This window comes from Dyella marensis, assembly GCF_049532885.1.
Taxonomy (GTDB): domain Bacteria; phylum Pseudomonadota; class Gammaproteobacteria; order Xanthomonadales; family Rhodanobacteraceae; genus Dyella_D; species Dyella_D marensis.
Genome location: NZ_CP064029.1, coordinates 719,872 through 733,645, shown reverse-complemented (window position 1 = coordinate 733,645; position 13,774 = coordinate 719,872). Strand labels below are relative to the sequence as shown.

Sequence of the window (13,774 nt, the reverse complement as noted above, 5' to 3'; positions counted from 1 at the left end):
GCATCCGCGATCGCGCCGCGCCGTCCATGCGCTGCTGCTGGCGCTCGCGTCCACCACCGCTTTCGGTTCTCCCATGAAGACTCCAGAGATCAAGCAGAACCCGCATCCGAAGAAACGCTACGAGCTGACCCTCAGCATCGAGGGCGCACCGGGGCCGTTCGATTCCATCAAGGGCACCGTGCACTACAAGGTGCAGAACGAACGCTGCGTACCGGCCACGCCGGTCAGCGGCGCCACGCTCACGCCGGAGCAGGACGTCGCCATCGACTTCGTCCGCATCAGCGACCATGAGTACAAGGGCTCGCTCTACGCCGACCTGCTGCAGGACGAGGACTACTACGGCATGGGCGTGTGCCACTGGGCGGTGAACACCGCCTGGGCCACGCTGCGCATCAAGGGCGTGGAATTCTCGCCCGCGATGGATTCGCGCGAACTGCTGGCCCAGAAGCCGGTGCCCACGTATTTCGTGCGCAGCGAATACTTCAACAGCAGCGATGAGCGCACCGCCTTCGGCACACCCAACCGCGCGCTGTTCAAGCCCACCACGCGCACCGACATCTTCTCGATGACGCTGACGGCCAGGGAAACGGCCCCATGAGCACGGACAGCACCGGCACCGGCATCAGCACCACCGACTACGCCCTGCTCGCGCGCGACGCCTACCAGGACCGCCAGATCAACCAGACGGTCGAACTCGGCGGCGTCAAATACCGCATCTTCGACCACACCGACGACCCGCGCACCGGTTACCAGGGCACCGCCTACCAGCGCGTGGACACCGGCGCGATCGTGATCGCCCACCGCGGCTCGGAATTCGACCGCGAGCTGCTGCAGGACGGCGGCACCGACGCCGGCATGGTGCTCACCGGCCTCAACGCGCAGGCACCGGACGCCACGGCGTTCACCCAGCGCGTGATGGACAAGGCGCACCAGCAATCGGAACAGCTGGGCGTGCCGTACGACGTCACCGTCACCGGCCATTCGCTCGGCGGCACCCTGGCCGAACTCACCGCCGCGCGGCTGAACCTGAAGGGCGAAACCTTCAACGCCTACGGCGCCGCCGGCCTGCTCTACGGCCTGCCCGAGGGCGGCCACCAGGTGATCGACCATATCCGCGCCGGCGACCTGGTCAGCGCGGCCAGCCCGCACTTCGGCGAGGTGCGCATCTATGCCGCGCCGCAGGACATCGACACCTTGAGCAAGGCCGGCTACCGCGACGACAGCGGCCCGCTCAGCCCGCGCAATCCGCTGAAGGCCACCGACTTCAGCGCGCACGCGATCGACAATTTCGTGCCGGACAACAAGCTGCTCGGCCATTCCATCGTCAGCGCCGGGAACGCCGCCCTGTACCAGGAACACAAGGGCATGATCGACCGCTACCGCGAGGACGTGCGCGACATCCGCACCGTGCTGTCGGCGCCGTGGGAAGTGCCGCGCGCCGTGGTGCACGGCGTGGAGCACGTGGCGCAGGAGGTGGGCAACGCGGTCAGCCACGCGGTGCACGAGGTGGAGGAGAAGCTGGAGCACTTCGGCGACCGCGCCTCCCACGCCCTCCATACGCTCACCCACCCCGGCGAGTGGCATCACGCCAAGCCCCCGCTCGACCAGCCCGGCCACCCGGACCATGCCCTGTTCCAGCAGGCGCGCGATGCGGTGCACGCGCTGGACGCCTCGCGCCAGCGCGCCTCCGACCAGCAGAGCGACAATCTCTCCGGCGCGCTGGTGGTGGCTTCGCGCAAGGCCGGCCTGGAGCGCATCGACCGCGTGATGCTCAGCGAAGACGGCAGCCGCGCCTATGCCGTGCAGGGCGATCTGAACTCGCCGTTCAAGCGCGTGGCCGAGGTGCCGACCCAGCAGGCGGTGAACACGCCGGTCGAACGCAGCAGCGCCCAGCTGGAGCAGGCCGCAGCGCAGCAGCAGGCGGCCAGGCCGGGGCAGCAGCAGGGGCCGGCGCCCGGCCAGCCGCAGCACCAGGGCGCCTGAGGCTGAGTTAGCGCGGACGCGAAGGCGATCACCGGACCTGTCACCGAAACCCGTTTACACTAGGTCCAATGACAGTACGAAGGGATGCCGCGGCGGGGCCTGCTCCCACCGCGGCATGGCAAGAGCACAGGGGCCGAAGCACCTTGGCTTCGGAGCAATGGATGCGAGTCAGGTTCTCATGAGCAAGACGAAATGGTATTGGGCCGCCGGCCTGCTGCTGGCCGCCCTCGTCGGCGGCATGTTCTTTTCCGGCTGGCTGGTGCGCCTGCTGCTGAAAGTGGAGGTTCCGCTGTCGTGGAACACCTACTACCAGTATGTGGCGGCGCTGAAGCTGCCGGACTACCAGGCCTATGCCGGCCGCATCAAGGCCGCCGGCTACATCGGCTTCGGCACCCCCGTGGCGCTGTGGATGGTGGTGTTCTATTTCATCGCCCGCACCCACAAGCCCTCCATGCACGGCGACGCGCGCTTCGCCCACGGCGGCGACCTGCGCAAGGCCGGCATGTTCAAGGAGCAGGCCAACGGCATCCTGGTCGGCAAGTACAAGGGCGACCTGGTGCGCCTGGGCGGGCAGCAGTTCGTGATCCTGGCCGCGCCGACCCGTTCGGGCAAGGGCGTGGGCGTGGTGATCCCGAACCTGCTGGACTACCAGGAATCCATGGTGGTGCTGGACATCAAGCAGGAGAACTACGAGCTCACCTCCGGCTGGCGCGCCAGCCAGGGCCACGAGATCTACCTGTTCAACCCCTTCGCCGAAGACCGCCGCTCGCACCGCTGGAATCCGCTGAGCTACGTGTCCAAGGACCCGTCCTTCCGCGTGTCCGACCTGATGAGCATCTCCGCCATGCTCTACCCGGACGGCGCGGACGACCAGAAATTCTGGGTGAGCCAGGCGCGCAACGCCTTCATGGCCTTCACCCTGTACCTGTGCGAGAAGTGGGAGCACGACGAGCAGAAGGGCCTGCCCCTGGTGCTGCGCGACAAGCCCACCCTGGGCGCGGTGTACCGGCTCTCTACCGGCGACGGCACCGACCTGCGCCAGCTGTACCAGTGGATGTCGCAGCAGCCCTTCCTCAGCAGCAATGCGCAGTCGGCCTTCGCCAACCTGCTGTCGCAGGCGAACGAAACCTTCGCCTCGATCCTCGGCACCTTCAAGGAGCCGCTCAACGCCTGGATCAACCCTGTGCTGGACGCCGCCACCGGCGACGACGACTTCCTGCTCACCGACGTGCGCAAGAAGCGCATGACCATCTATATCGGCATCCAGCCCAACAAGCTGGCCGAGAGCCGGCTGATCGTGAACCTGTTCTTCAGCCAGCTGATCAACCAGAACACCAAGGAACTGCCGCAGAACAACAAGGCGCTCAAGCACCAGTGCCTGCTGCTGATGGACGAATTCACCTCGATCGGCAAGGTGGACATCATTTCCTCCGCCGTGTCGTACATGGCCGGCTACAACATCCGCCTGCTGCCGATCATCCAGAGCGTGGCCCAGCTGGACGCCACCTACGGCAAGGAAGTGGCGCGCACCCTGATCACCAACCACGCGCTGCAGATCGTCTACGCGCCGCGCGAGCAGCAGGACGCCAATGACTACTCCGAGATGCTCGGCTACACCACCGTGCGCAAGGAGAACATCACCCGCGGCAAGGGTGGCGACCGCTCGCGCAGCGAGTCCGAGGAACGCCGCGCGCTGATGCTGCCGCAGGAACTGAAGGCCATGGGCGCGGACAAGGAAGTGTTCCTGTACGAGGGCATCCCGCATCCGGTGATGTGCGAGAAGATCCGCTACTACAAGGACAGCTACTTCACCTCGCGCCTGCTGCCCAAGGTCGACATTCCCACCTTGAAGATCTGAGGCCGCGAACCGGGCCGATCCGGGCCAACTTGGACGAACCCGGGCGGCGTCGGCGCTAGACTTGGCGCATGACGCTGCCCTCCGCCCTGCTCGAGGCCCTCCATGCCAGCTTCGCCGGCGACGCCCTGTCGCTGGCCGAAGCCGAGCGCCTCGCCTACGCCTACGACAACTCCCGCCGCAACGCCCTGCCCGACGCCGTGGTGTTTCCCACCACGCACGAGCAGACCGAAGCGCTGGTGCGCGCCTGCCGCGCACACGGCGTGCCGCTGGTGGCGCGCGGCCGCGGCACCAATACCACCGGCGCCACGGTGCCGGTGGGCGGCGGCGTGGTGGCCAGCTTCGAGCGCATGAACCGCATCCTGCGCATCGACCCGGACAACCGCCTCGCTGTAGTCGAACCCGGCGTGCTCAACGGCGACCTGCAGCAGGCCTTGAAGCCGCACGGCTTCTTCTGGCCGCCCGATCCCACCTCCTCGCCCTGGTGCAGCATCGGCGGCAACCTGGCCTGCAATTCGGCCGGCCCGCGCACGGTGAAGTACGGCAGCCCGCGCGAGAACACCTTAGGAATGCGCGCGGTCGCCGGCACCGGCGAAGGCTTCCGCTGCGGCACCTACACCAGCAAGGGTTCCACCGGCTACGACCTGACCCGCCTGCTGATCGGTTCGGAAGGCACGCTGGCACTGATCACCGAGGCCACGCTCAAGCTCACGCCCAAGCCCAGCGGCCTGCGCACGCTGCGCGCCACCTATCGCGACGTCGGCGCCGCCGCCCACGCGGTGGCGCGCATCATGGCCCAGCCGGTGACGCCCTGCGCGCTGGAATTCATCGACGACGTGGCGCTGAAGCTGGCCCGCGACCACGGCGGCGACAGCGTGCCGCTGGCCGGCGCCATGCTGATGATCGAAGTCGACGGCGAGCCGGACACGCTCGACGGTGCCGTGGAAGCCGTCTCGCGCGCCGCCCGCGGCGACGGCCTGGACAGCCTGCAGGTGGCGCAGACCGCCGAGGAAACCCAGGCGCTGTGGTCCGCGCGCAAAGCCTTGTCGCCGGCGCAGCGCACCATCTCGCCGAACAAGATCAACGAGGACGTGGTGGTGCCGGTCAGCCGCCTGCCCGAGCTGGTCGACGGCATCAAGCGCCTCGCCGCGAAGCACGACGTGCTGATCGTCAGCTTCGGCCACGCCGGCAACGGCAACCTGCACGTGAACCTGCTGCCGCGCGACGACGCCGAACGCGAACGCGCGCATGCCTGCCTGGCCGAAGTATTCGAACTGGTGATCCGCCTCGACGGCACGCTGTCCGGCGAACACGGCATCGGGCTGGTCAAGCGCGAATTCATGCCGCTGGCGCTGCAGCCGTCGACGCTGGGGCTGATGCGCGCGGTGAAGGCGGCGTTCGATCCGGACGGGATTCTCAATCCGGGCAAGTTGTTGCCCTGAGCGCTGCACCGCGACCCGGCTTTTCGATCGCTTCGTCCTAGGAGCACGACCCGGATTACGCCTCGCCTGGGGCGACCAGCGTGTCCGCCAAGCCGATGCTCGCTGGTGCCCTGATGAGAAGCCGGCCTGCCCGCCGCACTCGAAACACCGCGAAGTACTCCTAATTCATCGGCAAATCCATATCGCCCGCATCGGGCAGCTGCTTTAAATATCGCGCCACACCCGGGTACGGCTTCCATTTATCAAGGGCACGATATTCATGAAAATACGTCGCACCTCACTCCTACTGATACCCGCATTGCTGATCAGCACGGCATGCCTGGCCATAACCGCAACCACCTCGCTGACACCCTCCAACATTCCCGATGGACAGCTGCCGAGTGGATATGCGGGCATTCTTTTTAATTTCACCCAAGGAGAGCAGCCCTACATACTGAAGCTTCCACAGAACCCCAAGGACCAGGATTGGGTTCTCTTCGGCACGGATGGAAGCAGCAGATACACCGTGCACAGCGAAAAACTCGATCTGCCGCGCAACAGCGTCGCAATCTGGGCTTGCGGTGCCTTTTGCCAGTTCCGCTACGAGAAAAAAACTGGCTTGTGGAGCGTCACCGGAACAAAGGTCAAATACTATTCCTCCGAACGGAGCTCCATTCCTGCGGGAAACGGACCGTATACCGTCTACGACATAAAACCCGGCGACAGCCATCCGCGCATCTCGCTGCCCGCCACCGCGGTGGCTGGATCGATCATCTATATCCGATCGTCGTCGCAACTTTCGTCACGGATAAACCCGGATGACCTGCTCCATGCATCCACGGCCACGATCGAGAATGGCGATGCATACATGCTCCGCTATGTCGCCGACTTCAAGAAATGGGCGATAGAGAAATCTCCGGAGCGATTGATCGACCTGAAATCGCCCGACGCCCGCACCAAAGCGCCACGCTCCGTCTTCACGCTGACCGACGACGGCTGGATTCCCAACATCAAGCTGCCGGCAGGTGCCGGCGACCGCGACCGCATCACGATTCGATCGTCGACCGCGCGAAACGCGCTGATCGAAGGAGGCGGCGTCGAGGAAAAAGGCATGTTCGGCCTGAGCCGCGGCCAGGAGTATACGTTCATGTATATCGCCGAGAAGAAGCGCTGGGTCGTCATGGACGCGCCAGACACGATCTATACGGCAGCGAATCTGCGTAAGGGGGTCATGCCTGACCCAGCCACTCCGCGCACTATCTACGTGTCGGATCGAGCGTCCTATGTGCCGAACATCCAGCTGCCGCAAGGGCCGCAGAAGAAAGGCGCGCGGATCCTCTTCAGGGGCGAGGCCTCCAACCCTTTCAACGTGCTCCTGGCGAGCGACGGAAGCAGCACACCGCATTCGGTCGGTATCGGCGAAACGCCCGCGTTCGTGAGCGATGGCCAGAAGTGGATGCCGGAAGCCGTCACCATCGACGTCCTTGCCGTTTACAGCAGCGCCGCGGCCTCGACCTACGGCGAGGAATACATGCGCAGCCGGCTGCTCAGCGGAATCCTGGCTACCAACCAGGCACTGGAGAATTCAGGCGCTACTTTCACGATGAGACTGGTCGGTTTCAGGAGAATCAATGCGCCGGCCGCCTGGAAGGATCTATCGGCGGTATCGCAATTGATCGGCAGCCATCCTCAGGTAGCGAAATGGCGGGATAACCTCAAGGCGGACTTGGTTTACTACGAGGGGACCGAGAAGCAGGAAGGCTCTTGCGGGGTCGCTTATGCCGTCGGCCCATCAGAAAAATCTTTTGCAGCAGCGGGATCAACCCATTGCTCCACGTCGGTGATGCGGCATGAATTAGGCCATTTGCTCGGCATTTACGATGACACGCCGCCTTGGGCATACGGCCGGTCCGGCTACCCGCTGGTCGGCACGATCATGGCCGGCAACAAGGTCGCGTTCTATTCGACACCGCATCGATACACGCGGGATTACGGCCTGCCTATGGGAATGAAGGACCGCTACGACGCCATGGACGCAATGAATGAATTTTCGCCCTACGTGTCCGGATATCGGTGAGGTTCCAATGAATCATTCCATCTATCGCACCCTCGCTGCGTTCACGGCATGTCTCGGTCTGGCCATTCCCGTTCATGCGTCGTACGCCCAGAGTCCGCCCATCTTCCAGGCCGGCGTGGACAAGTACGCCGTCGAACACAGCGGCCGGGAGTCGGCCTGGCTGTTCCAGCAGCCGTTAAGGCCGAATTTTTACTTCCCCTACGTCATCTACGAGGGCGACAAGATATCCAGGCTCACGCCGGGAGCATCCTTCACGGCGCAGCTCGGCCTGGACTATGCCGGCGCGGTGACGTTCCTGGTCAACTGGGAGGAAACCGCGCAACGGGCGCAATCCTCCTATCGGAGCCTGCACGGTGAGATCCGGTCGACGCAGCCGGGCGGTGCGAAGCTGGGCGTATTTCGATTCACCATGAGAGTCGGAGGGACCGAAATGACCGGATGCCTGCAACTGCAGGATCGATCCTATTGCTTCGCGGGCAAGGACGGGGTTGGCTGGCTGTCCTGAAGACCCATTGCCGGCCTTGGCGCCATCTCATCAGTGGAGGTGGCGCCAAGGCTTTCGCTCAGCACACGATCGGCGGCCATCGGACCCGTCACGCTGCGCGGTTACCTGTCCCGCGCAGGATCAGGTGCAGCCCGAACAGCACGAACACCGCCCCGGCGAAGCCATCGATCCAGCGGACCAGCCGCAGATAGCCGCGGCGCATCGCCGGCAGCGCGAAGAACGCCGCGACCAGCGAGAACCATAGAAACGTCTCGGCGATGATCATGCCCCACAGGCCCCAGCGCGCCGCCGCGCCCACGCCGTCGCCGACGAAGGCCGAGAACACCGAGCCGAAGTAGACCAGGGCCTTGGGGTTGGCCAGGTTGGTGAGCAGGCCGGCGCGCAGGGCGGCGAAGTCGCTGCGCTCCACCACCACGGTCCGGGTAGCCCCGCCGGCCGGCGCCTTCCACGCGCCGCGCAGCATCTTCACGCCCATCCAGGCCAGGTAGAGGCCGCCGGCGATGGCGATCACGCGCGACAGCCATGCCATCTGGTGCAACACGATCTGCAGGCCCAGCAGGGCCAGCGCCGCCCATACCAGCGCGCCCAGGGTAATGCCGGCCACGCCGAACATGGCCTGCCGGCGCGAGCGGCTGACCGCGGTCTGGGAGACGAAGAAGAAATCCGGGCCGGGGCTGGCCAGGGCGATCAGCTGGATCGCGGCGATGGTGAGGAACAGGCTCATGGGGTCACTCTCGGCGTGGAAAGGACGCTCGGAATAAGGCACGGGTATTTTGCGGCTGCGCAACTTGTTCCCGCCGGGCCGATTCCCTACGCTGGCGGACGTTTGGCCAGGACCTAAGACCAGTCCTAGGCCGCCCGCGGGGGATCAGCGCGTTCACCGGAAGGGCAGCACCAGCTCGGCTGGCTGCCCCGCCCGGCGTGTGCCCGACGGACCGCTCCGCGATATTAACGAATCACCAGGACCGATAAAGCCCGATGAGCATCAAACTCCGCCTCGTCATCATGTACTTCCTGCAGTTCTTCGTATGGGGTTCGTGGCTGCTGACCATCGGGGCGTACTGGTTCCAGAACAAGCATTGGCCCGGCACCCAGTTCGGCGCGATCTTCTCCACCATGGGCATCGCCTCGCTGTTCATGCCCTCGATCGCCGGCGTGATCGCCGACAAGTGGATCAACGCCGAGAAGCTGTTCGGCCTGATGCATATCGGTGGCGCGATCATGCTGTTCATCGTGCCCAGCATCAATTCGCCCGGGCTGATGTTCTGGGTGATGCTGCTGAACATGATGTTCTACATGCCCACGATCTCGCTCTCGATCGCGGTGGCGTACAACGCGTTGAAGACAGGCGGCGAAGACATCGTCACGGTGTTTCCGCCGATCCGCGTGTGGGGCACGGTGGGTTTCATCGCCGCGCTGTGGACGGTGAGCCTGCTGCACCTGGAAACCACCGAAGGCCAGTTCCACGTGGCCGGCGCCGCCGCCCTGCTGCTGGGCCTGTACGCATTCACCCTGCCCAAGTGCCCGCCGCGCTTCGAGCGCAAGGAGCACCAGTCGCTGCTCGATACGCTGGGCCTGACCTCGTTCGCGCTGTTCCGCAACGCGCAGATGGCGATCTTCTTCGTGTTCGCCATGCTGCTGGGCGCGGCGCTGCAGCTCACCAACGCCTACGGCGATACTTTCCTGCACGACTTCGCCACGATGGACCCGTACAAGGACCTGCTCGCCGTGCGCTATCCGGCGATCATCATGTCCATCTCGCAGATTTCCGAAACGCTGTTCATCCTGGCCATTCCGTTCTTCCTGAAGCGCTTCGGCATCAAGACGGTGATGCTGATCAGCATGCTGGCCTGGACGCTGCGCTTCGGCCTGTTCGCCTATGGGGACCCGGGCGCGGGGCTGTGGATGATCGTGCTGTCGTGCATCGTCTACGGGATGGCCTTCGACTTCTTCAATATCTCCGGCTCGCTGTTCGTGGAAGGCCAGGCCGACCCGTCGATCCGCGCCAGCGCGCAGGGCCTATTCATGCTGATGACCAACGGCATCGGCGCGGTGCTGGGCAGCTCGGTCAGCGGCTGGATGATCGATGCCTTCTTCACCCATGCCGACGGCAGCAAGAACTGGCACGGCATCTGGACGGCGTTCTCGGCCTACTCGCTGGTGGTGGCGGTGCTGTTCGTGTTCCTGTTCAAGCACAAGCACGATCCAAAGGCGATGGCGGCGGCGCGCGCGGCGCACTGAAACACATGGCGTAGGTTGGGGTGAGCCGTCAGGCGAACCCCAACATGGCCACCCGCATACGCCTAGCACTGTTGGGGTTACTGGCTGCATCAGCAGCCCGCCCTTCGGGCCATCCGCTACGCGGATGTTCGCTACGGCATCCTGCCTTCGCAGTCGCCTGACGGCTCACCCCAGCCTACGTCTGGCGGGGCCGGCGCATGAATTTGTGGTGAGAATTATTCTCATTTAAGATGCCCGTTTTCACGGCCTCCTAACACCATGCCCCGTCTTTCCCGCGCCATCGCCCTGGCCCTGCTGGCCAGCGCCGCCTCCGCCCATGCCGCCGATGACACGCCGGACCAGCAGCAGGCGAAGGACCTGGCGGCCGTGCGCGTCACCGGCGACTGGCTGGGCGATGCCACCGCGCGGGACGTGCAGAACCACCCCGGCGCGCGCACCACGATCCGCCGCGAGCAGATCGTCGAAGCCGCGCCTACCCAGGTGCGCGACATCCTGCGGCGCATTCCCGGCGTGCAGATCCAGGAAAGCAACGGCACCGGCGGCAGCGACGTGTCGCTGAACGTGGGCGTGCGCGGCCTGACCGCGCGCCTGTCGCCGCGCTCCACCATCCTGCTCGACGGCATCCCCGTGGCGGTGGCGCCGTACGGCCAGCCGCAGGTGTCGATGATGCCGATGGCGGTGGCCAACCTCGAAGCGGTGGACGTGGTGCGCGGCGGCGGCTCGGTGCGCTACGGGCCGCAGAACGTGGGCGGCATCGTCAACTTCGTCACCCGCGGGATTCCCGAGACCTTCGGCGGCAGCGCCGGCGTACTGCTGCAGGGCGGCGCGCATGGCGGCATCCAGACCCAGAGCAACGCTTTCATCGGCGGCACCACCGCGCAAGGACTGGGCCTCGCCCTGCTCTACTCCGGCACCAAGGGCCCGGGCTACCGCGAGCACGAGAACAACACCAACATCGACGACGTGATGCTGAAGTCCAGCTACCGCCTCAGCGCCACCGACACGCTCAGCGGCAGCCTGCACTACTACCGCGGCCAGGCCGGCATGCCCGGGGGCTTAAGCCAGGCCGACTACGACGCCAACCCGTTCCAGTCGCGCCGCCCGTTCGACGACTTCCGCGGCCTGCGCAAGGACGCCGTGCTGAAGTACAGCCACGTCGACGACACCCGCAGCTTCGAGGTGCAGACCTACTACACCGACAGCTTCCGCGGCAGCCACATCGAAACGATCACGCAGAACGCCAAGACCGGCATCTACACGCACCAGCTCAACGCCTACCCGCGCAACTACCACACCTTCGCGATCGAACCGCGCTATTCGCAGCTGTTCGATTTCGGCGGCTGGACGCAGGAAATCGGCGTCGGCTACCGCTATCTCAACGAAGCGATGCACGAGCGCACGCTGCGCAACAACAAGTACGACTCGCCGCTCTACTACACGCCGTTCGACAGCAATCCGTACAACGGTGCATACGTGCGTTCGGGCAACAACGTCGGCGGCACCGAAGCGCATGCGCTGTACATCGACGACACCATCAACGCCGGCAGCTGGACCATCACTCCCGGCCTGCGCTACGAGCGCATCAACACCTGGTGGCGCGCCCTGCCCGACGCCACGGTGATCGTGAAAGGCCCGGCTTTCCGGCGCGAGAAATATTCCAAGCCGCTGCCGTCGCTCAATGTGATCTATCACCTGTCCGAGCGCTGGAAGCTCTACGCCAACGCCGAGACCTCGTTCGGCAGCCTGCAGTATTTCCAGATCGGCCAGAAGAACGCCGACAACCAGTTCGCCAGCGGCCTGGCCCCGGAAACCGCGCGCACCTACGAAGCCGGCACGCGCTACGACAACGGCGCCTGGGGCGCGGAAGCCACGCTGTTCCGCATCAACTTCGACCATGAGCTGCAGCTGGTGGGCAAGATTCCCGGCGTGGCCGATTCGCACGACGGCTGGACCAACCTCGGCGCCACCACCCACAAGGGCCTGGAAACCGCCGCCCACCTCGATGCCGGCGCGTTCGATCCGAACCTGCGCGGCCTCACCCTGTGGAGCACCTTCACCTACACCAAGGCCACCTATAACTACGGCTCGTTCGCCGGCCGCGACCTGCCGTTTTATTCGCGCCGCACCGCCAACCTCGGCGTGCGCTACGAGCGCGGCCCGTGGACGCTGAACCTGGATGCCTTCACCCAGTCGCGCCAGCATTCGCCCGGTTCGCCCAGCTTCGATCCGACCAGGCCTTCGCAGTACATCACCGTCGGCACGCCGGCGGGCGACTACGGCGACATCCCCGGCTGGACCAGCTGGAACCTGCGCGGCGAGTACCGCTTCGGCCCGGCGCTGTCGTATCTGAAGCTCGGCGTGGGCGTGAAGAACCTGTTCGACCGGCGCTATTTCACCCGTTCCACCGACAACAACAACGGCCTCTACGTGGGCCAGCCGCGCACCTTCTTCGTGCAGGCTTCGGTGGATTTCTGACCGGCGGGGCCGCTCCCGGCTAAAATGGCCGGATGCAGATCGGCCCCTACCGCATCGACCCGCCCGTGGTGCTCGCGCCCATGGCGGGGGTCACCGACAAGCCCTTCCGCCTGCTGTGCAAACGGCTGGGCGCGGGCCTGGCCGTGTCCGAGATGACCACCGCCGACCCGCGCCTGTGGCAGACGCGCAAGTCGCTGCACCGTATGGACCACGCCGGCGAACCCGAACCGGTGAGCGTGCAGATCGCCGGCTACGACCCGGCCATGCTGGCAGAGGCCGCGCGCTACAACGCCGGGCACGGCGCGCAGATCGTCGACATCAACATGGGCTGCCCGGCCAAGAAGGTCTGCAACGTGTGGTCCGGTTCCGCCCTGCTGCAGGACGAGCCGCTGGTGGCGCGCATCGTCAAGGCGGTGGTCGACGCGGTCGACATCCCGGTGACGCTGAAGATCCGCACCGGCTGGGACCGCCAGAACAAGAACGCGCTCACCATCGCCCGCATCGCCGAGGACGCCGGCATCGCCGCGCTGGCCGTGCACGGCCGCACCCGCGCCGACAAATACGAAGGCGAGGCGGAGTACGACACCATCGCCGCGGTCAAGGCCGCCGTGCGCATGCCGATCTTCGCCAACGGCGACGTCACCACGCCGGAGCAGGCCAAACACGTGCTCGATGCGACCGGCGCCGACGCGGTGATGGTCGGCCGCGGCGCGCAGGGCCGGCCGTGGATCTTCCGCGAGATCGCGCATTACCTCGCCACCGGCGAGCGCCTGCCCGAGCCGGGTCCGGCGGAAGTGGCCGCGATCCTGCTGGCGCATCTGGAACATCTGTACGCGTTCTACGGCGAGCAGTCCGGCGTGCGCATCGCGCGCAAGCACCTGGGCTGGTACGCCAAGGATCGCCCGGAAAACGCCGCCTTCCGCGAGGTGGTCAACCGCGCCGAAAGCGCGCAGGACCAGCTGCGCCTGACGCGCGAATATTTCCAGGCACTGGAAAACGGCCTCGAACTCGCCGCGTAGGTTGGGGTGAAACCCCGACGCCATGCCTGCGCACCGAGCGGGTTTCCGCGCGCATCGTCGAGGTTACTGGCTGCATCAGCAGCCAGCCCTTCGGGCCATCCGCTACGCGGATGTTCGCTACGGCATCCTGCCTTCGCAGTCGCTTACGCCTACCCCCACGTGCGCCAATCTTGAGCGCGCCATGGCCGAGGCCTAAGC

Annotated in this window: 10 protein-coding genes; 9 read left to right on the top strand and 1 reads right to left on the bottom strand. The window is 65.7% G+C overall.

What is annotated here, in order from left to right; translation table 11 throughout:
• Positions 1-73: 73 nt before the first annotated feature.
• The 6 genes from ISN75_RS03200 (at position 74) to ISN75_RS03175 (ending at position 7,841) form a co-directional block, all read left to right on the top strand.
• Complete coding sequence (locus ISN75_RS03200) at positions 74-598, top strand: hypothetical protein (protein WP_168648049.1); 525 nt, start codon at positions 74-76, stop codon at positions 596-598.
• Positions 595-1,983 carry an XVIPCD domain-containing protein gene (locus ISN75_RS03195; RefSeq protein ID WP_343819413.1) on the top strand — a complete coding sequence of 463 codons (1,389 nt, stop codon included), beginning with the start codon at positions 595-597 and terminating at the stop codon, positions 1,981-1,983. Before ISN75_RS03200 ends, ISN75_RS03195 begins: the two co-directional genes overlap by 4 nt.
• A gap of 178 nt (positions 1,984-2,161) precedes the next feature.
• The gene (locus ISN75_RS03190) at positions 2,162-3,841 is read left to right on the top strand and encodes a type IV secretory system conjugative DNA transfer family protein (RefSeq protein WP_343819414.1); all 1,680 of its coding nucleotides are present in this window, start codon (positions 2,162-2,164) and stop codon (positions 3,839-3,841) included.
• 68 nt (positions 3,842-3,909) lie between these two features.
• Entirely contained in the window at positions 3,910-5,280 is a 1,371-nt protein-coding gene (locus ISN75_RS03185; protein ID WP_343819415.1) for an FAD-binding oxidoreductase, read from the top strand.
• A 259-nt stretch (positions 5,281-5,539) separates the two neighbouring features.
• The gene (locus ISN75_RS03180) at positions 5,540-7,336 is read left to right on the top strand and encodes a zinc-dependent metalloprotease family protein (RefSeq protein ID WP_343819416.1); all 1,797 of its coding nucleotides are present in this window, start codon (positions 5,540-5,542) and stop codon (positions 7,334-7,336) included.
• Between the two features lie 7 nt (positions 7,337-7,343).
• The gene (locus ISN75_RS03175; protein WP_167252512.1) at positions 7,344-7,841 is read left to right on the top strand and encodes a hypothetical protein; all 498 of its coding nucleotides are present in this window, start codon (positions 7,344-7,346) and stop codon (positions 7,839-7,841) included.
• Positions 7,842-7,929: 88 nt separating this feature from the next.
• Here ISN75_RS03175 and ISN75_RS03170 read toward each other — a convergent pair whose 3' ends face one another.
• On the bottom strand, positions 7,930-8,565 hold the full coding sequence (locus ISN75_RS03170) for a homoserine/threonine efflux transporter (protein ID WP_343819417.1): 636 nt from the start codon (positions 8,563-8,565) through the stop codon (positions 7,930-7,932).
• A gap of 254 nt (positions 8,566-8,819) precedes the next feature.
• Here ISN75_RS03170 and ISN75_RS03165 point away from each other — a divergent pair, with 254 nt between their 5' ends.
• From ISN75_RS03165 to dusB, 3 genes are all read left to right on the top strand, one after another.
• Entirely contained in the window at positions 8,820-10,082 is a 1,263-nt protein-coding gene (locus ISN75_RS03165) for a nucleoside permease (RefSeq protein WP_343819418.1), read from the top strand.
• Between the two features lie 258 nt (positions 10,083-10,340).
• Positions 10,341-12,557 carry a TonB-dependent siderophore receptor gene (locus ISN75_RS03160; protein ID WP_343819419.1) on the top strand — a complete coding sequence of 739 codons (2,217 nt, stop codon included), beginning with the start codon at positions 10,341-10,343 and terminating at the stop codon, positions 12,555-12,557.
• Between the two features lie 32 nt (positions 12,558-12,589).
• Positions 12,590-13,576, top strand: a complete 987-nt coding sequence (gene dusB / locus ISN75_RS03155; protein ID WP_168648042.1) for a tRNA dihydrouridine synthase DusB — start codon at positions 12,590-12,592, stop codon at positions 13,574-13,576.
• Positions 13,577-13,774: the final 198 nt, after the last annotated feature.

Bases quoted from the DNA above. Each gene is read 5' to 3' on its own strand.
- ISN75_RS03200 (WP_168648049.1), top strand. From the start codon at position 74: ATGAAGACTCCAGAGATCAAGCAGAACCCGCATCCGAAGAAACGCTAC.
- ISN75_RS03195 (WP_343819413.1), top strand. From the start codon at position 595: ATGAGCACGGACAGCACCGGCACCGGCATCAGCACCACCGACTACGCC.
- ISN75_RS03190 (WP_343819414.1), top strand. From the start codon at position 2,162: ATGAGCAAGACGAAATGGTATTGGGCCGCCGGCCTGCTGCTGGCCGCC.
- ISN75_RS03185 (WP_343819415.1), top strand. From the start codon at position 3,910: ATGACGCTGCCCTCCGCCCTGCTCGAGGCCCTCCATGCCAGCTTCGCC.
- ISN75_RS03180 (WP_343819416.1), top strand. From the start codon at position 5,540: ATGAAAATACGTCGCACCTCACTCCTACTGATACCCGCATTGCTGATC.
- ISN75_RS03175 (WP_167252512.1), top strand. From the start codon at position 7,344: ATGAATCATTCCATCTATCGCACCCTCGCTGCGTTCACGGCATGTCTC.
- ISN75_RS03170 (WP_343819417.1), bottom strand. From the start codon at position 8,565: ATGAGCCTGTTCCTCACCATCGCCGCGATCCAGCTGATCGCCCTGGCC.
- ISN75_RS03165 (WP_343819418.1), top strand. From the start codon at position 8,820: ATGAGCATCAAACTCCGCCTCGTCATCATGTACTTCCTGCAGTTCTTC.
- ISN75_RS03160 (WP_343819419.1), top strand. From the start codon at position 10,341: ATGCCCCGTCTTTCCCGCGCCATCGCCCTGGCCCTGCTGGCCAGCGCC.
- dusB (WP_168648042.1), top strand. From the start codon at position 12,590: ATGCAGATCGGCCCCTACCGCATCGACCCGCCCGTGGTGCTCGCGCCC.